Genomic DNA, 21,563 nt, shown 5'->3' on the forward strand with positions numbered 1-21,563 from the left:
ATCTGATATATTCCTTTAATTTTGGATATACACATGTATAAAACTAACACCTAAAAAATAAAATAAATGAAGAGATTAGTGCTGTCACTACTAATGACTACTCCAGCTTTTGTGTTCGCGCAAGCAGGAGATTTCACATTGAATGGAAAGATCGGTGCGCTTGGCGCTCCGGCAAAAGTATATCTTACTTACAGAAGTGGTGATAATTCAGTACTGGATTCTGTCGTAGCTAATAAAGGTGCATTTGTTTTTAAAGGAAAAGTGGCAGGGCCAACTATGGCAAGGGTTATTGTTGACCATAAAGGCGAAGGCTTGAAAAAACTGGGAAGATCAGCAGACAACGTTGTAGTTTATCTGGAACCAGCAACCATTAATCTGACTGCCAAAGATTCAGTGAAAACAGTAGTTGTTACCGGTTCAAAACTAAATGACGAGAATGCACGCTATATGAAACACATAGCTGCACCTTTAGCGGTATTAACTGCAGTAAACAAAGAATACGGCGATGCTTCAGAGGCACAGCAGAAAGATGAAAAATTCAGAAAATCACTGGAAGGCAGATATGAAAAAGCAGAAGCAGAGATGAATGGTCTTCAGGCAAGTTTCATTAAAGCCAATCCAGATTCTTACTTCAGTCTTTTGGCTCTTCGTGAATCAGCTGGACAATCAATCAACGTTGCCGAAATAGAACCAGTATATAAAGGTCTTTCAGAAAGAGTAAGAGCTACTCAGGCAGGTGTTGAATTAGCTAAGGCTATCGATGCAGCACGTGCAACGTCAGTAGGTGTAATGGCTCCTGACTTTACACAAAATGATGTAAACGATAAGCCGGTGACGCTATCAAGTCTCCGTGGTCAATATGTCCTGATAGATTTCTGGGCTTCATGGTGTGGGCCTTGCAGAGCTGAAAACCCTAATGTGGTTGCCGCTTACAATAAATTTAAGGACAAGAAATTCACTATCCTGGGTGTTTTTTTAGATCAACCGGGTAAAAAAGATGCATGGTTAGCAGCAATTAAGAAAGACGGTTTGGTTTGGACGCAAGTTTCTGACCTTAAGTTCTGGAACAACGAAGCAGCAGCACTTTATGGTGTGAGAGGTATTCCTCAAAACTTTTTGGTTGATCCGGCGGGTAAAATCGTCGCCACGAACTTGAGAGGAGAAGAGTTACACACTAAGCTTGCGGAGCTGTTAAAGTAAAAGGCGCTGTCTAATTGGGTGCATCGAAGTGTATCCTGATAGCTATCAAAAAAGGCCGTGCTATATTCGGACTACGTTCCATTCTGGAACTGATGTCCGAATATAGCACGGCCTTTTTTGATTCCTCAGGGTTCCCCCCCAGGATTGCGCTGCCTTAGAAGAACCTTTTACTTTAGCAGTTCTACAAGCTTCGCGAACGTAAACTTTAGGCTCCTCTTTGCGATTTGTTAAAAAGAGAGCCAAATAAAGCGGCCAGGTGCGAGTTTGATTTATGATGAGCTGGTGACCGGAGTTCTGGATATTGATTTATTATAATATTTAATTGTGATCTTAGGGGAAATTATCGAGGGTAAGCAGTTTTACCATTAAACGATTAAAAATCTTAATTTTAGAAAAAAAACTCAATGAAAAAGGTGCTCTTATCCATTACAATAATCTTAACAAACTATTGTGTATACGCACAAACTAATAAATTTCCTCCGGATGGTTTTGTAGGAATTGGTACGGACAACCCTTCGGAAACATTAACTCTACGGGATCCAAGAATCCCGTACGATTCAGGTTCTGGAATTGTAAAAATACGCTTTGAATCAGGTGGTGGTGGTGGCGGGCTTGGTTTTGAAAAAGAAACCTATAATACGGGGGGGCTGCGTTTTTATACTCAATATGGTTACGGTTCCATGCTGGAAAAATTAAGAATTACGGCTAATGGGAATGTAGGCATAGGTACAACAACGCCTGATGCTAAATTGGCAGTAAATGGACTGATTCATTCATACCCAGGAGGTTAAAGTAGATATGAATGGATGGGCCGATTATGTATTCAAGCCAGCTTATAAGTTATTATCCCTTACGGAAGTTAAAACTTACATTGATAAAAACCATCATTTACCAGAAATGCCATCTGAGCAACATGTAATCGAAAATGGCATTCAATTGGGTGAAATGAATAAATTGATGGTAAAGAAAATTGAGGAGCTTACCTTGTATCTTATAGATAAAGACGAAAAGGTAAGTACACTTGTAGCTCTTCTTGAGCAACAACAAAAAGTGAGTAAGATTCAACAGGAACAGATCAATCAGCTTCAGCAGCAATTGAATCATATTTCAAAATCAACTAGCCGCAAAATCCGTAATAAATAGACAAATACTGGCTTCAAAGGATTTTTGTCCTGCAAAAATCCTTTGCTATGATTGATTAGCTTTTATCAATTATTAACCAGATTCAGGCTAATCAACAACTCTTTCTTTCTTTCCTTCCTCTTTACAAATAAACGAAATCGCCTAAAATATTCATTGGAATAGGTACAGGGATTTTCCAGGGAAGGAGAAATTCTTAGGAAAATAAAATAGCCGTACTGTTTTTATGAACATTGCTCAATCGCTCTTCGCGAGAGAGCGCGGTTCATAAAAACAGTGCGGCTATTTTATTTCTATTTTCCCTGCAAAAAACTGTATTTATTTAAATGGCCGTTTAGAGATACTCGTGTAACCAGTGGCACTTTTTTCGTACAATCCTACACAAGAGCTGTTGAATTTAGGATCGAAATTAACTCCTCCGGCTCCTAAATCAGTTGGCACCTGCGTCCCTTCCATAAAGTAATAAACCTTAGTATTCCCGCCTTTGTGATGAGGCTTATAGTTTCCATAGGTTTCCATTTCCGACCAGATTGTATCCTTCACCGTTACGGCAAATACATATTGAATCGGGCCGGTATTATTCTCGTTTCTGTAGTGAGCAACCTCTTTGAAGCCGGCTTTAAGATCACCGGCTCCTGGTTGAAAGAACGTACCCTTAAGCATCCATACCACTAAAGCAAAAACGAGGATACCCAGGAAAATATTGATTTTTTTATTGCGCATTATATTTTATAAATCTGCTAGTATTTTATTTATAGATCAGCTAGTATTTTGTGCATGACGTCCAGGCCCTGATCAATATGGTTTTTCTCAATAATCAGCGCAGGACGGAAACGAACAGTTTGCGGGCCGCAACCCAGGAACATTACATTGTTTTCCATACCTTTTTGAATAAATGCGTTACGCATCTCTCCGCTAGGGAAATCAAAAGCACATAGTAATCCTTTACCACGTACGTTACTTACTTTATCGTATTTCTTAGCTAATCCATCCAGATTTTCTTTCAGATATCCGCCGATTTGAGCAGCATGGTCGCATAGTTTATCCTCTTCAATGATTTGGAGGATTTGTGTTGATCTAACCATGTCAACCAGATTACCGCCCCATGTAGAATTGATTCTTGATGGAACACGGAAAACATTGTTTTCAACTTCATCAACCTTTTTTCCTACTAATATGCCGCATACCTGCATTTTTTTACCGAAGGCAATAATATCTGGACGGGCTTTCTCACTATAATGCTGGTGACACCAGAATTTACCAGTTAATCCGACACCAGTTTGTACCTCATCATAAATCAGGAAAGCATCATTTTCATCAGCAATGCTGCGGAGTTGAATTAAGAACTCTTCGCGTAAATGGTTATCACCACCTTCAGATTGAATGGGTTCGATAATGATTGCACAGATATCATCTTTATGATCAGCAAATGCTTGCTTAATCTGGGCGATTGATATTTCTTCAGTACTGATTGCCGTAGCTAAATTATCATTCTCCAACGGAAACTTTACCGTAGGGACAGAAACCCTTGGCCAGTCAAACTTGGCGAACCATTTGGTTTTATCAGGCAATGTATTTGTTAAGCTTAAAGTATAGCCGGTTCTACCATGGAAGGCTTTTTCGAAATGGAGTACTTTAAATCCTTTTTCTTCTTTATATCCTTTGGAAAAGTTTTTCTGAACTTTCCAGTCCATCGCAACTTTAATCGCATTTTCAACAGCTAACCCACCGCCTGCTATAAAGAAAGCATGAGGAAGATAAGAAGGGATGCCTATCGCGCCAAAAGTTTTTACAAATTCTGCATACTGCTGTGTATATACATCCGAATTTGAAGGGTTAGCCATTGCAGCTTGCAACAGATTTTGTTTAAAGGCGGCATCATTAACCATTTTCGGATGATTGTATCCAAGAGGAACAGATGCGAAACAAGTAAAGAAATCCAGTAATGTCCGCTTGTACTTTGAGTCGTAAATATATGCTCCCTGGCTTTGTCCCATGTCGTAGGTCAAATCATATCCATCTGCTAAAACATGCTGACTTAAAATCTCATTGACCTGCTCAGGAGCTACAGTAAGTTGGTACATAATTCTTATATTTTGGTTTATCCAAATTTAGCAAAATGCGCCTAAATAACAAGTAGGGGCCATATTTTGAGTAAAAAACCAAAACCATGGTTTAAAGTGTTTAAACTATGGTTTTGGTTTTAATTTTTGAATTTTGACGGAAGATGACATTTTAATTTCATGTGTTTCTTCTTTTTATTACAGTTGTACCTGTGTATAGGTCACTTTATTTGATTCTTTTAAACTGTAATTATTGTCTTTTTGAGAAAGATAAAATTTGCCTTTTTTCCATACAGCATTCACTTTATCACCCGTCCTGTTGAGTATAATGCTCGATTTTGAATGCGGAACAAATAGCTCTGCTTTTTTGTTGTCTGAACTAAAAATGACCGTCGCATTTGAAGTATAAGAGCCTTTAGGATTAACCTCTTTTAATTGGATCTTTTGTTCGAAAAGCCTTACGCAGTCATTTTTTATAACAGAGAACGTATAACCGGCCGAACCAATACAACCATGTTTATCCCGGTCTCCACCAAGTGCTTTTGGAGATGGTTTCGCTGTTGACTGAGCGAATGTTAGTTAGTGTACAGAACATGGCAAATGTTAGACTGAGTAATGTTGTTTTTGTGATCATCTTTAGCATAGTGTTTTTTTTGTCTTTACATAAATCATGCCTGAATAGATATTGGCAGGGAAGGCTGCTAAACGAATTCCAAAATAAGTTCCTAGTAAACGGCTACTTCATCGCTGAATACAAAACCAGTCGTTTCATTCTTTCCTGTTATCCGTATAAAGCGTGTGGATACTCCCTTTAGACCTAAATCAAAAGTCTTGAATCTTAATGACGAATCTGTAGCAGGAACATCATTATCTATTTTTCTGATGGTTTTGAAATCTTTACCGTCTTTAGAAATGGATTCGCCTGAATACCTAGCACGTGTCTGAATTTTTATAAGATAAACCAGAGCAGGATAAATTTGGATAAACAGCTAATACCTCTTCACTATGCCCTGGCATTTTAATTTGAAGAATAATAGTAACCCCTCTTTTTGCAGCGTACTTAACCAGATCTCTTGCCTGTTCCCGGGTGTAAAATCCACCATTGGCATCTGTGGTTCGCCCATGTTTACATACTGGCGTCCATTATTCCACCAGTCTTTCCAGTTATGGTGTGTTCTTCATGCTGCTTTTTGGGTGAGTTCAGGATGTTTTTTAATCTCCAGCCTGCGCCATCAGTTAAATGCCAGTGAAAGGTGTTCAGTTTATATAAAGACATAATATCGATATATTTTTTTAGAAAACTGATTGGGAAAAAGTGACGGGAAACGTCTATCATCAATCCGCGAGAGCCAAATGCCGGGCTGTCTTCAATGAGGACCGCAGGAATTTTGTTGCCGTTTTTTCGCGTATAAGCTATCTGTCTTAAGGTTGAAATTCAATTGAGAATAGCTGCGTAGTTATGTGCAGTAATGGTAATTCTTTGGGTTTCTACCTGCAGCCGGTGACCATCCTGAGGCATAGGGTCTTTTGGAGCCGCCAGCAATAGTATAACTCTCTGTTTAGGGATCGGTTTTCCTTTGGTCAGCAGGGTCGCTGTTTTGAAATGTATGAAAGGATGCTCATGCAGTAAATTGGATGCTGCCAGAAATGTTTTGCTAACAAAGACTTTTTCCTGAACGGGGTAGGCTTAAAATCCTGGTTTTGTAATTTGTATGAGAGGTTTTGGAATGATAAACAGAGAATCCTGAGCAAAGAGTAATTGAGAGAACAGAATGATAAAGGATAGCAACAGGAGGTATCGTGTATATTTCATTTGGTTAGGCTTGTTAGTCGAATTTATCCTTCATCCCCATGATCCCGAGTAATCCTCCTGTATGTAAAGCTACAATTTTTTCCTCTGGGCCGAAATAGCTCCGCCCGGCTAAATCATCAAGAGCAAAGAACATTTTTGCAGTATAGACAGGGTCAATTAGAATTCCTTGTTTAGCAATAAAATTCTTCATGAAATTCAGTAATTCGGGTTTCGTTTTTGCATAACCGCCAAAGTGATAGTCCGTATGTAAAATCAACCTTTCGTCTTCTACAGAAACATATTTGCTCATTTCTTCCCTGATGAATTCACCGCCCTTCAACACCGGGATCACATGAAGTTTCGTTTTCAGACCCGCTTTTTGAATTCCCTGTAGTAAACCTGCCGCCGTTGTACCGGTTCCTGCTGCACAAAAGAGATGAGCTGCATCTTGCGGAAGCTCATCAATAATTTCAGCGCAACCTATCACTGCTTCGGCAGAAGCTCCGCCTTCGTCAATAAAATAGGTATCGGGGTGTTCTGCTAAATAGGTAGTATAAAAAGCTTGTTTGTCTTTATAAGCTTCCCTGTCGGTGAAAATCAATTTCATACCATACAGGGAACAAAGTACCAGCATTTCGTTGTTTACCTTTTCTCCTCTTACAAAAGCTGTCGCTTTTAATCCTGATCTCGCAGCTGCGGATGCGGTAGCGACAAGATGATTAGAATAAGCTCCGCCAAAAGTAACCAGGTGATTCTTGTTCTTTGCAGCGGCGTCCTGTAAAATATATTTCAGCTTACGCCACTTATTTCCCGAAATATAGGGATCAATTAAATCATCTCTTTTAACCCATAGCTGAGATAAATTAGCATGTTTTAATTGTTGTAAAGGGCTGTATAAATCTGTAAACATGAAGCAAATATAAATTAAAATAGATTCTACGCCCTTAAAGCCTAATTTCTTTCAGAAATGTCAACTTTTCTAATAGTTAAAGATTAGTTTTGTAAAATGGAATTAGTATAGGGTCTGCTCTCTTAAAGAGAGATAGGCTGTGTATTTGTCCATAACATTTGATAAAATAAATAATGGAAAACAATAACAGCGGACTGGAATTAGAAGAGCAGGATTTATACGAACATTTTAATATTGTTGTAGATAAAGGACAGTCCTTATTGCGGGTAGATAAATTTTTGATGCAACGTCTGGAAAATGCTTCAAGAAACCGCATACAAAATGCGATTGAAGCAGGTAACGTACTGGTGAATAAAGCAACAATAAAACCCAGTTATAAAGTTAAACCAGCTGATGAGATCTCTATCGTGTTCCCTCATCCGCCAAGAGATACAGAAGTTTATCCGGAAGATATTCCATTAGATATTGTCTATGAAGATGACGATTTATTGATCGTAAATAAGGTTGCAGGTATGGTTGTACATCCTGGATTTAACAATTATACAGGTACACTTGTCAATGCATTGGCTTTTCACTTTGAGCAATTGCCGCAATTACCTGGTAATGAAGGTAGACCTGGACTGGTACACCGTATTGATAAAGATACTTCAGGTTTACTGCTGATCAGTAAGAACGAAATTACGATGACTAAACTTGCTAAACAGTTTTTCGACCATAGCATCACCAGAAAATATATTGCATTAGCCTGGGGTGATATTAAAGAAAACGGTACAGTTTCTGGATATATCGGCCGCAGTGCCAAAAACAGAATTGTCATGGATGTTTATGACGAGGAAGATAAAGGAAAGTGGTCAGTTACACACTATACAGTTTTAGAACGTTTAGGTTACGTTTAGGTTACGTAACTTTAATAAGCTGTCAGCTTGAAACGGGACGTACGCACCAGATCAGGGCGCATATGCAACATATTGGTCATCCGTTATTTAACGATGCAAATTACGGCGGAGATAAGATCCTTAAAGGAACTACGTTTACAAAGTATAAACAATATGTAGCCAACTGCTTTGAGATGTTACCAAGACAGGCATTACATGCTCAGACTTTAGGTTTTATACACCCGACGACAAAAGAATACATGGAATTTGAAGCACCATTGCCTCCTGATTTCGATTCTGTACTTAATAAATGGAGAAACTACATCGTACAGCAATAAGAATTTAATGCAACAAGAATATATTTTACATAACGATCAGTACATTGCGGTAGACCAAGCTATCCTGACAGCCAAAAATAGAGGCTTCAGGTATGGTGACGGACTATTTGAATCTATGCGGATGTCTGGCGGCAAACTGAAGTTTGCTGAGTTGCATGCTGATCGTTTACAGGCGGGAATGAATGAATGCGTTGAAGATGGACGGTGGAATTTTGTTTGATGACTATTTCCTGAAACAGAAGACCGCAGAACTTTGTAAAAGAAATAAACTGAAAGATAATGTACGGTTCCGCCTGTCTGTTTACCGTGAAGGTGAAGGACTGTATACACCTGATAATAATAAATCGGGGTATATCCTGGAAGCCGGGCAGCTGGCCCCGGGTGGTTATGAACTCAATAAGAAGGGACTGATCATCAATGTTTATGATGAAATCACTAAACCGATTAACAAACTTTCAACTTATAAGACAAGTAACTCTTTACTTTATGTCATGGCTGGTTTATATAAACAACAGAACAGACTGGATGAAGCTTTTATCTTAAACCAGCATGGTTTTCTTTGTGAAAGTATCAGCTCGAATGTCTTTGTTGTTTATGACAAGCAAATTTATACTCCAGCTCTTTCCGAAGGATGTATAGCCGGGGTAATGCGTAATGTCGTGATGAAGGTGGCTAAAACTAACCAGATTCCTGTGATCGAAGCTCAGATTAATCCTGAGGTCTTAAATGAAGCAGACGAGGTTTTTATTACTAACGCGACATCTGGCATCCGCTGGGTGATGGGTTATGGTAAAAAACGTTATTTTAATGAAGTAACAAAATCTTTAAGTTCTTTACTCAATGCGTTATAGCTTAAAGCTATAAACGCATTCCTCTTAAAAATTCATCAACCATCATTCTTTTTTTACCCTCATATTGTAGATCCAGCAGTGTGATAAAGCCATCCTGAGCAGCAAATTTCAGATATGTTTTACCGTCGGTTAAAAATGTTCCAGGGCCCACCAGAGGGGTTGTTTCTTCATATCCTGCTTTGAATATTTTTACAGTCTTTTCGTTAAGTTCAGTAAATGCGGTAGGATAAGGGCTGAGACCCCTGATCAGGTTATAAATTGTTTTTACAGAATTATTCCAGTCTACTTTACAGAATTCTTTGAAAATCTTAGGGGCATGTTTTAGTTCTGCTGAAAATAGCTGAGGTTGTTCCGTATAGTTGCCAGCTTCAATAGCTTTTACTGTTTTAACCAATAAACCAGCTCCTGTTTCCATCAGATTGTCATGCAGGTCGCCAGCAGAATCGTCTTCAGCAATAGCTACCTTCTCTGAAAAAATAACGTCTCCGGTATCAATTTCATGGGTCAAAAAGAAAGTAGTTACACCGCTTTCAGTTTCCCCGTTAATGATCGCATGATTGATTGGTGCAGCACCACGGTATTGCGGTAAAAGAGAGCCATGTAAATTAATAGTGCCTTTAGCTGGCATATTCCAAACGATTTCCGGAAGCATACGGAAGGCAACTACTACGTGTAAATCTGCATTTAAAGCTTTCAGCTCCGCTATGAATTCAGGATCTTTTAATTTTAATGGCTGCAATACTTTTAAACCTTTTTCTACAGCATATTTTTTAACAGCACTTTCCTGTAATTTCTGACCTCTTCCTGCTGGTTTATCTGCTGCGGTAACGACACCGACGATTTCAAATCCAGCTTCTACTAAAGCATTTAAAGAAGCAACGGCAAAATCGGGCGTTCCCATGAAAACTATTTTCATATGTGTTTGTTTGGTTTATTCGTGATAATTATTGTTGTTATGGAACGTTGTGATGATTTGTACATCCTTCATTCTGTAGCAAAGTTAATGCATATTTTGCTTAATCTATATGGTACAGACTCCTGAAGAAATAAAAGAAATTGGTTTGGTATATGTTACTGACAGTATGCCTGGTCTTTACCGGAGGGGTAAACCAGGGAACTTTCATTACGAAGATCTAAATGGTCAGCCTGTGGAAGATGAAGTGCAGCTGGAAAGAATAAAAGCATTGGTTTTGCCTCCCGCATGGACCGAAGTCTGGATTGCAGCTAAAAAGAATGCTTATTTACAGGCAACCGGGCTTGATGTAGCAAAACGTAAGCAGTATCGTTATCATTCAAAATGGACGTCCAGAAGATCCGATCTTAAATATTACAGATTACTGGAGTTTGGGAAGGTTTTACCACAAGCCAGAAAGAGGATCGCTAAAGATTTAAGAAGACCCACGTACGATGAGCAGAAAGTTTTGGCTATTTGTGTACAACTGATGCAAAAAACGCTTATTCGTGTGGGGAATGAGGCCTATGCAGAACTTTATGGGAGTTATGGGTTATCTACCTTGAGGAATAAGCATGTTAAAATAAACGGAAATGTACTCAGGCTACAATTTGTGGGTAAGAAAGGGGTGAAGCAGGAGGTTGCATTGAATGATAGAAACATGGCAAAAATGGTGAAAAGGTGCATGGAGATTCCAGGACAGGATTTATTTCAATATTATACAGAGGGAGAGGTTCATAAAAGTATAGACTCAGGAATGATCAATAACTATATCAGGGAGATTACCGGAAGTGACTTTACTGCTAAAGATTTTCGTACCTGGGGTGGGACGCTTGAGGCTTTAAGACAACTGGCTATTTGTACCGGAAATGTAGAAGAAGAACGATCTAAGAAAAAAATCATTACCGAAGTTTTGAAATGTGTAGCCGGTAAGCTGGGTAATACGCCTGCGGTCTGTAAAAGTTCTTATGTCTATCCGATGTTGTTAGAAGCTTTTGAGAATGGCCAGCTGGCAAAATATCTAAAAAAAATACATGTTGGCAGCTCCGGCACTATTCAAGAGATTGAGAATGATGAAAAGGTACTTATGCAATTTCTGAAGGCAGTACAGAAAAAATAGTTATTTTGTTTATTCCAGCCTGATTCCCAGATCTCTGTAGCTTTTAAGGTTTTCGTGATTCGGGTCAGTATCAGTAATGATGATGTCCAGATCACTTGTACTGGTAATGTAGTAGGAGTCAGTTGTGTCTAGTTTTTCGAATGTAGCAATGGCGATGACCTGTTTAGAAGTTTCAATCATTGCTTTTTTGATCTGACAATCTTCATAGCCTCTCCCGGTAACTCCCGAAATCAGATCTATACTGCAAATTCCCAAGAAACAAATATCAGGACGGATACCTCTGATAGTTTGAATCACTTCAAAACCTGTAGTGGAAAAAGATGATTTATTTAATCTGCCTCCTAAAAAGATAACGTCTATGAGTGGATGATCTTCCAGTACGGTGGCCACAGGAAAACTATTAGTCACTACAGTAATTTGCAAATCTCTTGGCAAGTGTGTAGCAATTGCAAGTACCGAAGTACCGGAGTCAAATAAAACTACCTGTCCGTTTTTAATCAGCTTTACTGCTTTTTGCGCTATGATTTCTTTATGAGATAGATCGTAATGCTCTCTCTCCCGGAAATGCTGTGGAATAGAGGAACGGGAAATTGCACCGCCACGTACAGCTTTTAACAGACCTTGATCTGATAACTCTTTAATATCGCGTCTTACGGTATCTTCAGATACCTCTAATAGCATACTTAAATCCCCTAAAAGAACTTTTCGTTCCTTACGGATATGCTCAATAATCAGTTGTAATCTTTCTGCCTTAATCATCTTAGTTGCAAATATACAAATAAAAACGAGCGTAATATTGCAATATGTTGCAATGTATTGCTATATTTGTTGCAATAACTTACGAATTATGAATAGAAATAGAAAAACAATAGCTATCGATATGGATGGTGTAATTGCCGATACAGAAGCCCAGTTTATGAATTGGTACGAAAAAGAACATGGAATTATGGTTCCAAGAGAAGAAAGATTGGGTGTGCCGGAACCAGATGGATTTCCAGATAAAACTGCAATCAGAAGATATGTATATACTCCTGGGTTTTTCAGGACAATACCTGTAATGCCAGGCGCAATTGAAGCTGTAAAGACTTTAATGGAAGACTATGAAGTTTTCATCGTATCTGCCGCAACAGAATTTCCACAGTGTTTATCAGAGAAACTGGAATGGTTAAATGAATATTTCCCGTTTATCAACTGGACCAATATCGTTTTATGTGGGGATAAAAGTATTATCGATACTGATTACCTGATTGATGATCATTGTAAAAACCTGGATTTTTGCAAAGGAAAGCCCATTATGTTTAACGGATCGCACAATGTAAACCAATTACACCATACCCGTGTGATGAACTGGGATGATGTATTGGATTTATTTGAAAAAGAAAAAGTCTCAGCTGCTTAAATCTTAAAGACCTTTATTGGGTGCTTTTTTAATAGATTCAACTGGCTGCTCTTCCCGTTCTCTCTTTTTTGCAGGATCTTTAAAATGAGGTTCGTCTTTTGTGTAATCTTTATCCTCTGGTTTTTTTACCGCTTTATTACCTTCATCAACATCAGGAATAAGTTCCTGGAAGTTGCTGCTTGGTTTTTCGTTTTTTCTTTTAGGGTCCTTATTCATCAATGGTCAATTTAAGGTTAAGGATACAGCAAGTATTTCTTGCGCATCTTTTTATACTGACTTAATCCTGGTTCCCAGCTTGCCCTGATTTCTTTTTCAGATTTACCAGCAATAATTTGTTCTTTTAAACTATAAACACCTGCAAGCTTATCAAAGTTATTCATCTGCTTGCTTAGTTTGAAATTGAAAAAATCAGCTTTATCAGGATAAGCGTTGTACAATTCTATAAGCCAGTTAAGGTTTAACACTTTATCCTTCCTAAGGTTTGAAATATTATAATTTCTCAGATCCAGACCGTAACAAGCCTGATCCTGATGTAAAGGAGTTTCTGCCATTCCTTTGATACTTTTAGGAGTGAAAGAAAAACTATATTTCCCTTTTAAGGCAGGTGCACCCAACACGGTAAAAGGAAACTGAGTTCCGCGGCCCTGGCTAAGATAAGTACCTTCAAAAAGGCATAATGTGGGATAAAGCAGAATAGATTGCTGTGTATTTAGGTTAGGAGAAGGTTTTACAGGTAAATCATATGCCATATCATGAATATAATTAGCAACCTTAATAATGGTGATTTTACATTTCACTTTATTTTTCAGCCAGCCTTCACCATTTAGCATTTGTGCATATTCTCCAACGGTAAGTCCGTGTACAATAGGGATTGGTTTTAATCCAATACCCGATACGAGCCTTGAATCCAGGATAGGGCCATCTATATAAAATCCGTTGGGATTTGGTCTGTCCAGAATAATTAACTCTTTATTGTTTTCGGCACAAGCCTGCATTACATATTGCAAGGTATTGATGTAAGTATAGAAACGTACGCCAACATCCTGAATATCAAAAACCATGATGTCTACGTCAGCCAGATCTGCTGGAGTAGGAATTTCATGTTTACCATATAATGAAATGGCCTTAATTCCGGTTTTCTGATCTATATCATCAGCAACCTTAATTCCTGCGCTGGCATTCCCTCTGAACCCGTGTTCAGGACCAAAGATTTTAACAATCTTTATACCTCTTTGTAAAAGACTATCCACAGATGTAGTGTTCTCTATTACTGAAGTAGGGTTGACGACCATTCCTACCCGTTTTCCTTTAAGCAGCGGCAGATATTTTTCAGTTTGTGCTGCTCCGGTCAGAATTTCACCCTGGTGCAGTTTTATCACTGGCACATGCCTTTACACTAAGAATAGCCAGACAAATTGGAAGTATTATTGCGAAGGATAGTTTCATATTGACCTTTTTTTACTAATTATGGTTGAATTCAAAATCAAATAACCATTTTTGCTAAGTTACAAGTTTATCGAAAATTTTGAATACAGAATACTTTATAGCCAGGCGTATTGCCATTAAATCAGAACGTACATTTTCTAAGCTAATTGTCCGCATTGCTATTGCGGGGGTTATGCTCAGTCTTGCTGTGATGATGCTCTCGGTTGCCATTATTAAAGGATTTAAAACAGAGATACAGGAAAAAGTAAGAGGGTTTGTTGGTGATGTCAGGATTTTTAAACTGGACTTAAACAATTCATTTGAACTCACCCCTTTTGTTGCCAGTCCTAAAACGTTGTCTGATCTTAAAAAGAATAAAGATATAGCTTATTTTCAGCCTTATGCGACTAAACCAGCTATCATTTCGGCAAATGACGAGGTAGAAGGTATCAATTTTAAAGGTATCGACGGAAATTATAACTGGGATTATATCAGTAAGCACCTGGTTAGCGGCAGGATTATCAATTTTGCGGACAGCGCCAAAGCCACTAAAGAAATTTTAATCTCTTCTTTTACAGCCAACCGGCTGAAACTTAAAACCGGAGATAACTTTATCATGTACTTTGTACAAAATCCCCCGCGCAAACGTCCATTCAAGATTGTAGGGATCTATAATATAGGAGTCGAAGAGATTGATAAAAGTTTTGTACTTGGAGATATCAATATCATCAGGCGTTTAAATAACTGGCAGCCCAACGAGATTGGCGGTATAGAAATCAAACTTAAGGACTTTGGACGATTGCAAACTGCATCTGATAAGATATACTCGACTATGGAGATTAATTTGAAATCAGAGTCTGTAAGAGAGTATTTTCCAAACATTTTTACCTGGCTATCATTACTTGATGTCAATACAAGAGTGTTGCTCTCATTGATGATGATTGTAGGGGTAATCAATATGATTACAGCACTGTTGATTATGATTTTGGAAAGGACAAATATGATTGGTATGCTAAAGGCATTTGGGATGACCGATTACAGTATCATGAAGATTTTTTTATACAATGCACTGTACCTGGTTGGGATAGGCTTGTTATTGGGAAATATCCTTGGATTAGGATTGGCCTTTATACAGCAGTATACACATGTCTTTAAGCTTAATCAAGGTTCTTATTATTTGTCTTATGTGCCAGTAGAGTTACATTTTACAGATATACTGCTACTTAATGCTGCTACAATTGTTATATGTTTTACGGTATTGATTTTACCTTCGTTGCTGGTTAGCAGGGTATCGCCGCTAAAAGCGATACGATTTAAATAGATCTGTAAAATAGGTGTAAGAAAAGAGCGATGTCTTCCGGAAGACATCGCTCTTTTTTATTACACATCAGTAAATTATATACTGATTTAACCCTTTCTATTTTGCATTTTTACATACTTATCTAACCACGTATTCATTTCCCATAAGGTATGTAGAATATTTTCTTTGCCGCGGTAGCCGTGTGCTTCATAGGGTAAGAACACAAATCTTGTTGTTCCGCCGAAGCCCTTAATCGCGTTGAATAAACGTTCACTGTTCATTGGGAATGTACCCTGATTATCATCAGAATCACCGTGAATCAGTAAAAGCGGTGTTTTAATTTTATCAGCATAACTGAACGGACTCATTTCATAATATAACTGTGGAACTTCCCAGTAAGTACGGTCTTCGTTCTGAAATCCAAAAGGAGTTAAGGTTCTGTTATAAGCACCACTACGTGCAATACCGGCTTTAAAAAGATTGGTATGTGCTAATAAGTTGGCCGTCATAAAAGCTCCATAACTATGTCCGCCTACAGCCATTCTGTTCCTGTCTCCAATACCCAGATCTGCTAATTTATTAATAGCCGCTTCAGCATTTAATTTCAGCTGATCTACAAATGTATCATTAGGTTTTTTTTTCCTTCTTTCGCTACAATCGGCATCTCTGCATTGTCAAGTACTGCATAGCCTTGTGTCACCCAGAAAATAGGAGAGCCCCATTTGATTACCGTAAAACGGTTTTTAGAACCTCTGATCTGTGCAGCATCAGCTGCGGAGTTGAATTCTCTTGGATAAGCCCAGATTAGTGTTGGTAAAGGACCATCTTTAGCTTTATCGTAACCTTTTGGTAAATATAAATCACCCGTCAGGTCTACACCATCTGCACGTTTGTAAGAGATTTTCTCCTTAATAACTCCTGCAAGATCAGAATATGGATTAGTGAAATCAGTTATCTGACGATCAGCCATTCTCAGAACCAGGTTTTTGATGAAATAGTTAGGTACATCTTTTTGTGATTCTTTTCTGGTCAGCAAAACTAATTTATTTGCATCGAGTACATCAACAACATATTCATAGCTGTCTTCGGCACTACGCCAGATAATCTCATTCTTTTTGGTAGTCAAATCGAATTTAGCAAGAAGGAATGGAAGGTCTCCTTTTGGAGAAGAGCCAGCTGCATTGTTCATTAATAACTTACTTCCGTTATCTGTTGTCAATACGACCTGGCGTCCAAACGCATTTTTCTCTGTAACTGGCGTCCCGGGATTATTATATTTATCATTCTGGCTTAGCTCATACAAAGTCTCCATTGTTCCTGTAGCGGGATTATAACGGCTTACTTTTATGGTTTGTTTACTACGTAGTCCTTCTTCAACAAGGGCAAGCGTTGGATTCCCCCATCTGATGTTGCGGTAGCGTGTTTGTGTTTTAAACAATTCTTTAGCCTGACCATTGAAAGGTGCGTTCATCGCATAAACAGCATCATGGAAAGGAACTTGTTTTTTGATCAGTCCGCTGTCTAATGGTTGTGCCCATGTAATTGTTGCAGCTTCGTCGTCTCTCCAGTCATAGTCACGGGGGATATTTTGAGTGTTGTCATATCCAGATGGTCTGCCTTCAGCAGATGGAAGGTTGCTAAAACTTTAATCGATTTACCTGCCAGGTCAGTGATTTTTATTGTCGAAGGAAATCCCTCGAAGGGAACCAGGTAAGAAAAAGGTTTACTGATTGTTTCCTGCAGCAGATATTTTTTATCCGGAGAAACTTTTATAGTTGTATAAATAGCCGGCTGACCAATCGGGGTCTGCACACCATTTTTATATTGTATCAGTTGTGAAGTAGCAAGGAATTCAAATAGTTGCTCATCAAAAGGAGTTTTGATTAAATCCTGATAAGTTGGATTTGGCGCAGCTTTACCCAGGCTTTCCTGTATTGAGGGACCTTTAGGCATTAATGGCTTAACAGGAATTGAAGAAGCTGGTTTTGTTGCAACTCTATATAGTAATGTAGTTCCGTCTATCCAGGTAGTCCCTTTTCCAAGGACCACGTTTAACGGTTGTTTATTCACTTTTACTGCCTTTAACGTCGCAAGGTCTATGATATATAAATCAACACCTTTTGAAGTTGTTTGTGTAAAAAAGAGATCTTGTTTTGTCCAGGGTTCCATGTGGTATCAGCGGCAAATAGAGGGCTTGGCAGGCCAGTAATTGTTGCTGTTTTTCCTGTTTTTATATTTTTTAAAGCAAAGCTGCTGATGAATGTCTTTCTGCTTGGCGAAAAATTATCCGGATTGATACGTAATCCTGCAATGCGGAATTCAGGTCTTGCCAGTTCTTCGACCGAAGGATAAGAATATGGGGTACTTAATAACATCCATTCTGCTTTGCCATCTATGCTTACTGAAGGAATAGGTTTTGCAAGTAACAGGTCAGCTATTGCTTTTGGAGGCTGCTGGTAATTGACCGCATCTTGTGCAAATACAGCTGCTGAGGCAGTGAATAAAAATAAGGTCAGGAATGTTTTCTTCATATAAAGGGAATTTGATAATCTGGTAAAACTACGAAATCCCTGTTCTCAATGGCCTTTAATCATATCAAAATGTTGATACAATAGGAATTTAGACGTGTTTTTTGATGTTTCGTACAGATCATACCGGATATTGTGCTTATTTCCGTAAATTTGGCCGAATATCAATTTTAACTGAAATACTGTGTCGTTAGATAAATTAAAACTAAGTAAGCCCCTGATCACAGCAATGACTGATGCCGGGTACTTAACCCCCAAAGAAATCCAGGCGAAAACTATGTCTAGAATTCTGGGAGGGCAGGATATACTTGCTGTAGGTCCTGAAGGATCAGGTAAAACAACAGCCTATATTCTTGGCGTTTTAATGCGTTTGAAGTATACGAAAGATGATGCCCCAAAAGTGTTAATTCTTGTGGCTGATAAAGATCGCGCAATTGCGGTAATCGAGCAGTTTATTTCTTTGAGTAAAAACAGAGATCTTAACATCGTTGGCCTTTATGGTACAGGCGGTGTTGAAGCCGAAGTTAATGAATTGGTTTTGGGTATAGACATCGTTGTTGCTACGCCAACAAGAGCAAGAGCAATATACTTGAAACTAGGTTTAAACTTAAGTAAGTTAGTTACAAACTTTTATTGTTGATGATGCTGCGCTGATAGTACAGCAGGGAATGCAATTGCCTGTATGTGAATTAGCGAGAAGTGCTGGTAAATGTCAGCATTTGGTGTTCACTGAGGTTATCCATGAAAAGTTAACCAAAATGACAGACCAGTTCCTGAATTTCCCTACAGTAATTGAAGTCGAGGATTTTGGTGATACACAAACCGAAACTGTAGCCCAGGTGCTTTACCAGGTTCCAAATTATAAAACTAAAGTCAATCTGCTGCGTCATTTGCTGCGTGATGATGAAGTATTCGATAAAGTAGTAGTTTTTGTAAATTCAAGACTGACTGCCCAGAAAGTAGCCATAAGTATTGCAAGCCCTAAAGAAATGGAATTCTCGATGTTCAGACCTCTTCATTTCGATGAGAATGGTTTTGATGATTTTGAAGATTTCAAACAAACTCCCGAAGCAAGAGTACTGGTTGTAGCCAATCAGGGTGAAGGACCGACCGTTGATTTAGATGGTAGATGGTATTCCATTTATTTTCCATTTTGATGTACCTGAAGAAAAAGAAACTTTCTTAAGCCGTATCATTAAAAATAAAGAAAATGCAGAAGAAGTTGTAGCGATTACTTTTGCTACTGATATGGAATTAAGTCAGGTTAAAAAGATTGAACAATCAATTGGTCAGAAATTAGAACTGATGGATTTACCTGAAGAGATTTTGGTAGAGAAAACACTAAGACCAAAAGGTTTGGATAAGAACCGTATTGTAAAATTAAAAGCTGATGAACCAGCAGGCGGCGGTGCTTACCATGAAAAGAAAGAGAGTAATTCAAAGAATTACAATTATGGGATTGGCCAGAAGGCTAAAATGACCATGAAAAAGAAACACTCTTAATCCTTTTTAAGAATCAAAATATACTAAGAAACCTGTTTATTTCAAATAAACAGGCTTCTTTATGTTGCTTAGTTACGGACTATAATTTCTTGGCCTCGTTCCAGTAAACATCCATTTCGCTAAAGTCATATCCTGTAATGCCTTTCCGGTGTCCTTTGCTTTACTTTCAATATACTGGAAGCGCTTGATGAATTTTCTATTTGTTCTTTCCAACGCATTTTCGGGGTTAATCCCAATGAAACGCGCATAGTTAACTAAAGAAAAAATCAGATCTCCGAATTCAGATTCAGCTTTTTCAATATCTATTGCTTCATTGTCAATCACGTTATATTCGTTTTTGAACTCTTGCAGCTCCTCTTCTACCTTTTCCCAAACCTGTGTCTTGTTTTCCCAGTCAAAACCAATTCCTCTGGCTTTTTCCTGAATCCTGCTCGCTTTGACCAATGCTGGAAGTGAAGCCGGAACACCACCTAATACAGATTTGTTGCCTTCCTTAAGTTTAATTTGTTCCCAGTTACGTTTTACGTCATTCTCATCCTGTACTTTTACGTCGCCATAAATATGAGGGTGACGATTAATCAGTTTATCACAGACACTATTAAGTACATCCACTATAGTGAAATCATTGGTCTCAGAGGCAATCTTCGCATAAAAAACAAGGTGCATCATGACATCACCCAATTCTTTTTTGACTTCCGTTAAATCTCCATCCAGAATGGCGTCAGATAGCTCGTAGGTTTCTTCTATCGTCAGGTGACGCAAAGTTTCCATGGTTTGCTTCTTGTCCCACGGACATTCTGCTCTTAAAGTATCAAGTACAGTTAATAGCCTTTGAAAGGCAGAAGAAGGATCAGCTGCGGTTACAGGAGGGATGTTGTTTGGCATGGGTTTGTGTTTGAAATATAAAGCTCTAAAATACCAAACCCATCCTATTTAAAAGAATGGGTTTGGTATTTTAGTATTTTATATCGTATTATTCGGGTTCTTCAAGCTGAATCTTTTTAGTGATGCGATATACCTTTCGTTTTCGTTTTGGCTTTTCCTCTTCACCCAGTAAAACACCCCAGGGCTTTAATTCATCGACACGGTCAAATATAATTTTCAGCATCGCCAGGTATGGAATACATAAAAACATACCTGAAATTCCCCAGATCATTTCCCCAACAACAATTCCGACAAAAGCAAATAATGCATTGATCTTTACTTTGGAACCTACTACCAGAGGCATCAGGATATTACCATCTAAGGTGTGGATAGCTACATAAGCAATGATCACGAACAAAACCTTGGTTGCACCAGCAGTTGCGAAAGTAATCAGTACACTGATCAGTAAGGAAGAAAAAATACCAAGATAAGGTACAAGGTTAAAAATCCCTGTAATCAGCCCGAGTAACACCGCGTATTTTACTCCTAATAGTGATAAAACGATAATAGTCAAAGCAGTAACGATCAGCATCTGAAGGAACAGCCCCAGGATGTAACGCTTAATAATGTACTGAATTTGCTCCACTATTTGTTTAACTTTTTCTGAATGTTCTTCCTTAAAAACGGTAATCAGGAAAGTGAAAAGGATGCGGCGATAGTTTAAAATAAAGAAAGTGAACAGTAAAAGGAAAGCCAGGAATAAGAGCGTAGAAGACAAAGTCATTAACGTAGCGCCCACAACTGTAGCACTTGAGGCTAAGGCCTTGGTTGCACTTTCCTGTAGGTAATCAATTTGTTTATGTGCATTTACATTGAAATTCTGCGAAACCCAGACTTGCAGGGCTTCAAAGGAATGTACTGCCTGTTGCTTCAATAAAGGCCAGTCCTGACCTAAATCGCTCAATTGGCTGGCTAAAAAGAACATAATACTTGAGATTACAGCAATCATCAGGACAACTGAGACAATCGAGGCTAAACTCCTTTTAAACTTCCATTTATTTTCCAGAAAATTTGCCAGTGGTAATAAAAGCAATGCCAAAAGAAAAGACGCCAGTAACGGAGCAAGGAGGCTATGGCCTAAAATAGCCAGATACCCAAGGCAGATAATCGAAAATAAAACCAAAGCGAGTTTGGCATAGAAAGGAGGGGAGATGTATTTCATGTGTAGGTGAATTTAATAATAAAGTCTTGCTAAAAACAAATGCCCTGCCAAAATAATTGGCAGGGCATGATAAATATCTTG

The 21,563-nt window shown here is 38.4% G+C and carries 24 protein-coding genes and 3 pseudogenes; 12 read left to right on the forward strand and 15 right to left on the reverse strand.

What is annotated here, in order from left to right; genetic code table 11:
• The first annotated feature begins 66 nt into the window (after positions 1–66).
• The 3 genes from ACWYN3_RS35240 to ACWYN3_RS35250 all read left to right on the forward strand — a co-directional run bounded on the left by ACWYN3_RS35240 (position 67) and on the right by ACWYN3_RS35250 (position 2,343).
• On the forward strand, positions 67–1,200 hold the full coding sequence (locus ACWYN3_RS35240) for a redoxin domain-containing protein (RefSeq protein ID WP_456218369.1): 1,134 nt from the start codon (positions 67–69) through the stop codon (positions 1,198–1,200).
• 404 nt (positions 1,201–1,604) lie between these two features.
• Entirely contained in the window at positions 1,605–1,991 is a 387-nt protein-coding gene (locus tag ACWYN3_RS35245) for a hypothetical protein (RefSeq protein ID WP_456218370.1), read from the forward strand.
• A 7-nt stretch (positions 1,992–1,998) separates the two neighbouring features.
• Complete coding sequence (locus tag ACWYN3_RS35250; protein ID WP_456218371.1) at positions 1,999–2,343, forward strand: hypothetical protein; 345 nt, start codon at positions 1,999–2,001, stop codon at positions 2,341–2,343.
• A gap of 315 nt (positions 2,344–2,658) precedes the next feature.
• Here ACWYN3_RS35250 and ACWYN3_RS35255 read toward each other — a convergent pair whose 3' ends face one another.
• The 5 genes and pseudogenes from ACWYN3_RS35255 to ACWYN3_RS35275 all read right to left on the reverse strand — a co-directional run bounded on the left by ACWYN3_RS35255 (position 2,659) and on the right by ACWYN3_RS35275 (position 7,105).
• A complete protein-coding gene (locus ACWYN3_RS35255; protein WP_456218372.1) occupies positions 2,659–3,063 on the reverse strand; it encodes a hypothetical protein in 405 nt (134 codons plus the stop codon).
• A 29-nt stretch (positions 3,064–3,092) separates the two neighbouring features.
• Positions 3,093–4,424 (reverse strand): L-lysine 6-transaminase, encoded by a 1,332-nt coding sequence (lat, locus tag ACWYN3_RS35260; RefSeq protein ID WP_456218373.1) that lies wholly within the window; start codon positions 4,422–4,424, stop codon positions 3,093–3,095.
• 909 nt (positions 4,425–5,333) lie between these two features.
• Positions 5,334–5,501 (reverse strand): annotated as a pseudogene (locus tag ACWYN3_RS35265) (family 20 glycosylhydrolase); the annotation flags it as partial.
• Positions 5,502–5,529: 28 nt separating this feature from the next.
• Positions 5,530–5,838 (reverse strand): family 20 glycosylhydrolase, encoded by a 309-nt coding sequence (locus tag ACWYN3_RS35270; RefSeq protein WP_456223263.1) that lies wholly within the window; start codon positions 5,836–5,838, stop codon positions 5,530–5,532.
• Positions 5,839–6,229: 391 nt separating this feature from the next.
• Complete coding sequence (locus ACWYN3_RS35275) at positions 6,230–7,105, reverse strand: 1-aminocyclopropane-1-carboxylate deaminase/D-cysteine desulfhydrase (protein WP_456218374.1); 876 nt, start codon at positions 7,103–7,105, stop codon at positions 6,230–6,232.
• A 173-nt stretch (positions 7,106–7,278) separates the two neighbouring features.
• Here ACWYN3_RS35275 and ACWYN3_RS35280 point away from each other — a divergent pair.
• From ACWYN3_RS35280 to ACWYN3_RS35290, 3 genes and pseudogenes are all read left to right on the forward strand, one after another.
• Positions 7,279–8,318 (forward strand): annotated as a pseudogene (locus ACWYN3_RS35280) (RluA family pseudouridine synthase).
• A 7-nt stretch (positions 8,319–8,325) separates the two neighbouring features.
• Positions 8,326–8,538, forward strand: a complete 213-nt coding sequence (locus tag ACWYN3_RS35285; RefSeq protein WP_456218375.1) for a hypothetical protein — start codon at positions 8,326–8,328, stop codon at positions 8,536–8,538.
• A complete protein-coding gene (locus tag ACWYN3_RS35290; protein ID WP_456218376.1) occupies positions 8,501–9,169 on the forward strand; it encodes an aminotransferase class IV in 669 nt (222 codons plus the stop codon). The genes ACWYN3_RS35285 and ACWYN3_RS35290 overlap by 38 nt, the downstream gene beginning before the upstream one ends.
• 7 nt (positions 9,170–9,176) lie before the next feature.
• Here ACWYN3_RS35290 and fmt read toward each other — a convergent pair whose 3' ends face one another.
• Complete coding sequence (gene fmt, locus ACWYN3_RS35295; RefSeq protein ID WP_456218377.1) at positions 9,177–10,085, reverse strand: methionyl-tRNA formyltransferase; 909 nt, start codon at positions 10,083–10,085, stop codon at positions 9,177–9,179.
• A 109-nt stretch (positions 10,086–10,194) separates the two neighbouring features.
• Here fmt and ACWYN3_RS35300 point away from each other — a divergent pair, with 109 nt between their 5' ends.
• A complete protein-coding gene (locus ACWYN3_RS35300) occupies positions 10,195–11,241 on the forward strand; it encodes a DNA topoisomerase IB (protein ID WP_456218378.1) in 1,047 nt (348 codons plus the stop codon).
• 9 nt (positions 11,242–11,250) lie between these two features.
• Here ACWYN3_RS35300 and ACWYN3_RS35305 read toward each other — a convergent pair whose 3' ends face one another.
• The gene (locus ACWYN3_RS35305) at positions 11,251–12,000 is read right to left on the reverse strand and encodes a DeoR/GlpR family DNA-binding transcription regulator (protein ID WP_456218379.1); all 750 of its coding nucleotides are present in this window, start codon (positions 11,998–12,000) and stop codon (positions 11,251–11,253) included.
• Between the two features lie 88 nt (positions 12,001–12,088).
• Between ACWYN3_RS35305 and ACWYN3_RS35310 the strand changes: the two genes are divergently transcribed.
• The gene (locus ACWYN3_RS35310; protein ID WP_456218380.1) at positions 12,089–12,640 is read left to right on the forward strand and encodes a 5' nucleotidase, NT5C type; all 552 of its coding nucleotides are present in this window, start codon (positions 12,089–12,091) and stop codon (positions 12,638–12,640) included.
• A 3-nt stretch (positions 12,641–12,643) separates the two neighbouring features.
• Here ACWYN3_RS35310 and ACWYN3_RS35315 read toward each other — a convergent pair whose 3' ends face one another.
• Positions 12,644–12,856, reverse strand: a complete 213-nt coding sequence (locus ACWYN3_RS35315) for a hypothetical protein (RefSeq protein ID WP_456218381.1) — start codon at positions 12,854–12,856, stop codon at positions 12,644–12,646.
• A 17-nt stretch (positions 12,857–12,873) separates the two neighbouring features.
• Complete coding sequence (locus tag ACWYN3_RS35320; RefSeq protein ID WP_456218382.1) at positions 12,874–14,025, reverse strand: exo-beta-N-acetylmuramidase NamZ family protein; 1,152 nt, start codon at positions 14,023–14,025, stop codon at positions 12,874–12,876.
• 140 nt (positions 14,026–14,165) lie between these two features.
• On the opposite strand from ACWYN3_RS35320, the gene ACWYN3_RS35325 reads away from it, so the two are divergent.
• Positions 14,166–15,386 carry an ABC transporter permease gene (locus tag ACWYN3_RS35325; RefSeq protein WP_456218383.1) on the forward strand — a complete coding sequence of 407 codons (1,221 nt, stop codon included), beginning with the start codon at positions 14,166–14,168 and terminating at the stop codon, positions 15,384–15,386.
• Positions 15,387–15,472: 86 nt separating this feature from the next.
• Here the strand turns inward: ACWYN3_RS35325 and ACWYN3_RS35330 are convergent, their stop codons facing one another.
• From ACWYN3_RS35330 to ACWYN3_RS35345, 4 genes are all read right to left on the reverse strand, one after another.
• Positions 15,473–15,907 carry an alpha/beta hydrolase family protein gene (locus ACWYN3_RS35330; protein WP_456218384.1) on the reverse strand — a complete coding sequence of 145 codons (435 nt, stop codon included), beginning with the start codon at positions 15,905–15,907 and terminating at the stop codon, positions 15,473–15,475.
• A gap of 71 nt (positions 15,908–15,978) precedes the next feature.
• On the reverse strand, positions 15,979–16,836 hold the full coding sequence (locus ACWYN3_RS35335) for a hypothetical protein (protein ID WP_456218385.1): 858 nt from the start codon (positions 16,834–16,836) through the stop codon (positions 15,979–15,981).
• Positions 16,837–16,886: 50 nt separating this feature from the next.
• Positions 16,887–17,534, reverse strand: coding sequence for a hypothetical protein (locus ACWYN3_RS35340; protein WP_456218386.1), 648 nt, complete (start codon positions 17,532–17,534; stop codon positions 16,887–16,889).
• Positions 17,462–17,896 carry a hypothetical protein gene (locus tag ACWYN3_RS35345; protein ID WP_456218387.1) on the reverse strand — a complete coding sequence of 145 codons (435 nt, stop codon included), beginning with the start codon at positions 17,894–17,896 and terminating at the stop codon, positions 17,462–17,464. The genes ACWYN3_RS35340 and ACWYN3_RS35345 overlap by 73 nt, the downstream gene beginning before the upstream one ends.
• Before the next feature lie 181 nt (positions 17,897–18,077).
• Between ACWYN3_RS35345 and ACWYN3_RS35350 the strand changes: the two genes are divergently transcribed.
• From ACWYN3_RS35350 to ACWYN3_RS35360, 3 genes are read left to right on the forward strand one after another with little or no spacing between them, the layout of a single operon-like run.
• Complete coding sequence (locus tag ACWYN3_RS35350; protein WP_456218388.1) at positions 18,078–18,533, forward strand: DEAD/DEAH box helicase; 456 nt, start codon at positions 18,078–18,080, stop codon at positions 18,531–18,533.
• Positions 18,534–18,561: 28 nt separating this feature from the next.
• Positions 18,562–19,050, forward strand: a complete 489-nt coding sequence (locus ACWYN3_RS35355; protein ID WP_456218389.1) for a hypothetical protein — start codon at positions 18,562–18,564, stop codon at positions 19,048–19,050.
• Complete coding sequence (locus ACWYN3_RS35360; RefSeq protein ID WP_456218390.1) at positions 19,016–19,396, forward strand: hypothetical protein; 381 nt, start codon at positions 19,016–19,018, stop codon at positions 19,394–19,396. The genes ACWYN3_RS35355 and ACWYN3_RS35360 overlap by 35 nt, the downstream gene beginning before the upstream one ends.
• Positions 19,397–19,475: 79 nt before the next feature.
• Here the strand turns inward: ACWYN3_RS35360 and mazG are convergent.
• Together mazG and ACWYN3_RS35370 are read right to left on the reverse strand one after the other, a co-directional pair.
• Positions 19,476–20,281 (reverse strand): annotated as a pseudogene (gene mazG, locus ACWYN3_RS35365) (nucleoside triphosphate pyrophosphohydrolase).
• Positions 20,282–20,369: 88 nt separating this feature from the next.
• The gene (locus tag ACWYN3_RS35370; RefSeq protein WP_456218391.1) at positions 20,370–21,482 is read right to left on the reverse strand and encodes an AI-2E family transporter; all 1,113 of its coding nucleotides are present in this window, start codon (positions 21,480–21,482) and stop codon (positions 20,370–20,372) included.
• Positions 21,483–21,563 lie beyond the last annotated feature (81 nt).

The sequence above is a fragment of the Pedobacter sp. NJ-S-72 genome (assembly GCF_053890575.1).

What these genes read in the sequence shown, in the direction of transcription:
- ACWYN3_RS35240 (WP_456218369.1), top strand. Translation starts at nt 67, where the DNA reads ATGAAGAGATTAGTGCTGTCACTACTAATGACTACTCCAGCTTTTGTG.
- ACWYN3_RS35245 (WP_456218370.1), top strand. Translation starts at nt 1,605, where the DNA reads ATGAAAAAGGTGCTCTTATCCATTACAATAATCTTAACAAACTATTGT.
- ACWYN3_RS35250 (WP_456218371.1), top strand. Translation starts at nt 1,999, where the DNA reads ATGAATGGATGGGCCGATTATGTATTCAAGCCAGCTTATAAGTTATTA.
- ACWYN3_RS35255 (WP_456218372.1), bottom strand. Translation starts at nt 3,063, where the DNA reads ATGCGCAATAAAAAAATCAATATTTTCCTGGGTATCCTCGTTTTTGCT.
- lat (WP_456218373.1), bottom strand. Translation starts at nt 4,424, where the DNA reads ATGTACCAACTTACTGTAGCTCCTGAGCAGGTCAATGAGATTTTAAGT.
- ACWYN3_RS35275 (WP_456218374.1), bottom strand. Translation starts at nt 7,105, where the DNA reads ATGTTTACAGATTTATACAGCCCTTTACAACAATTAAAACATGCTAAT.
- ACWYN3_RS35285 (WP_456218375.1), top strand. Translation starts at nt 8,326, where the DNA reads ATGCAACAAGAATATATTTTACATAACGATCAGTACATTGCGGTAGAC.
- ACWYN3_RS35290 (WP_456218376.1), top strand. Translation starts at nt 8,501, where the DNA reads ATGAATGCGTTGAAGATGGACGGTGGAATTTTGTTTGATGACTATTTC.
- fmt (WP_456218377.1), bottom strand. Translation starts at nt 10,085, where the DNA reads ATGAAAATAGTTTTCATGGGAACGCCCGATTTTGCCGTTGCTTCTTTA.
- ACWYN3_RS35300 (WP_456218378.1), top strand. Translation starts at nt 10,195, where the DNA reads ATGGTACAGACTCCTGAAGAAATAAAAGAAATTGGTTTGGTATATGTT.
- ACWYN3_RS35305 (WP_456218379.1), bottom strand. Translation starts at nt 12,000, where the DNA reads ATGATTAAGGCAGAAAGATTACAACTGATTATTGAGCATATCCGTAAG.
- ACWYN3_RS35310 (WP_456218380.1), top strand. Translation starts at nt 12,089, where the DNA reads ATGAATAGAAATAGAAAAACAATAGCTATCGATATGGATGGTGTAATT.
- ACWYN3_RS35315 (WP_456218381.1), bottom strand. Translation starts at nt 12,856, where the DNA reads ATGAATAAGGACCCTAAAAGAAAAAACGAAAAACCAAGCAGCAACTTC.
- ACWYN3_RS35330 (WP_456218384.1), bottom strand. Translation starts at nt 15,907, where the DNA reads ATGGCTGTAGGCGGACATAGTTATGGAGCTTTTATGACGGCCAACTTA.
- ACWYN3_RS35335 (WP_456218385.1), bottom strand. Translation starts at nt 16,836, where the DNA reads ATGAACGCACCTTTCAATGGTCAGGCTAAAGAATTGTTTAAAACACAA.
- ACWYN3_RS35340 (WP_456218386.1), bottom strand. Translation starts at nt 17,534, where the DNA reads ATGGAACCCTGGACAAAACAAGATCTCTTTTTTACACAAACAACTTCA.
- ACWYN3_RS35345 (WP_456218387.1), bottom strand. Translation starts at nt 17,896, where the DNA reads ATGAAGAAAACATTCCTGACCTTATTTTTATTCACTGCCTCAGCAGCT.
- ACWYN3_RS35355 (WP_456218389.1), top strand. Translation starts at nt 18,562, where the DNA reads ATGCAATTGCCTGTATGTGAATTAGCGAGAAGTGCTGGTAAATGTCAG.
- ACWYN3_RS35360 (WP_456218390.1), top strand. Translation starts at nt 19,016, where the DNA reads ATGGTAGATGGTATTCCATTTATTTTCCATTTTGATGTACCTGAAGAA.
- ACWYN3_RS35370 (WP_456218391.1), bottom strand. Translation starts at nt 21,482, where the DNA reads ATGAAATACATCTCCCCTCCTTTCTATGCCAAACTCGCTTTGGTTTTA.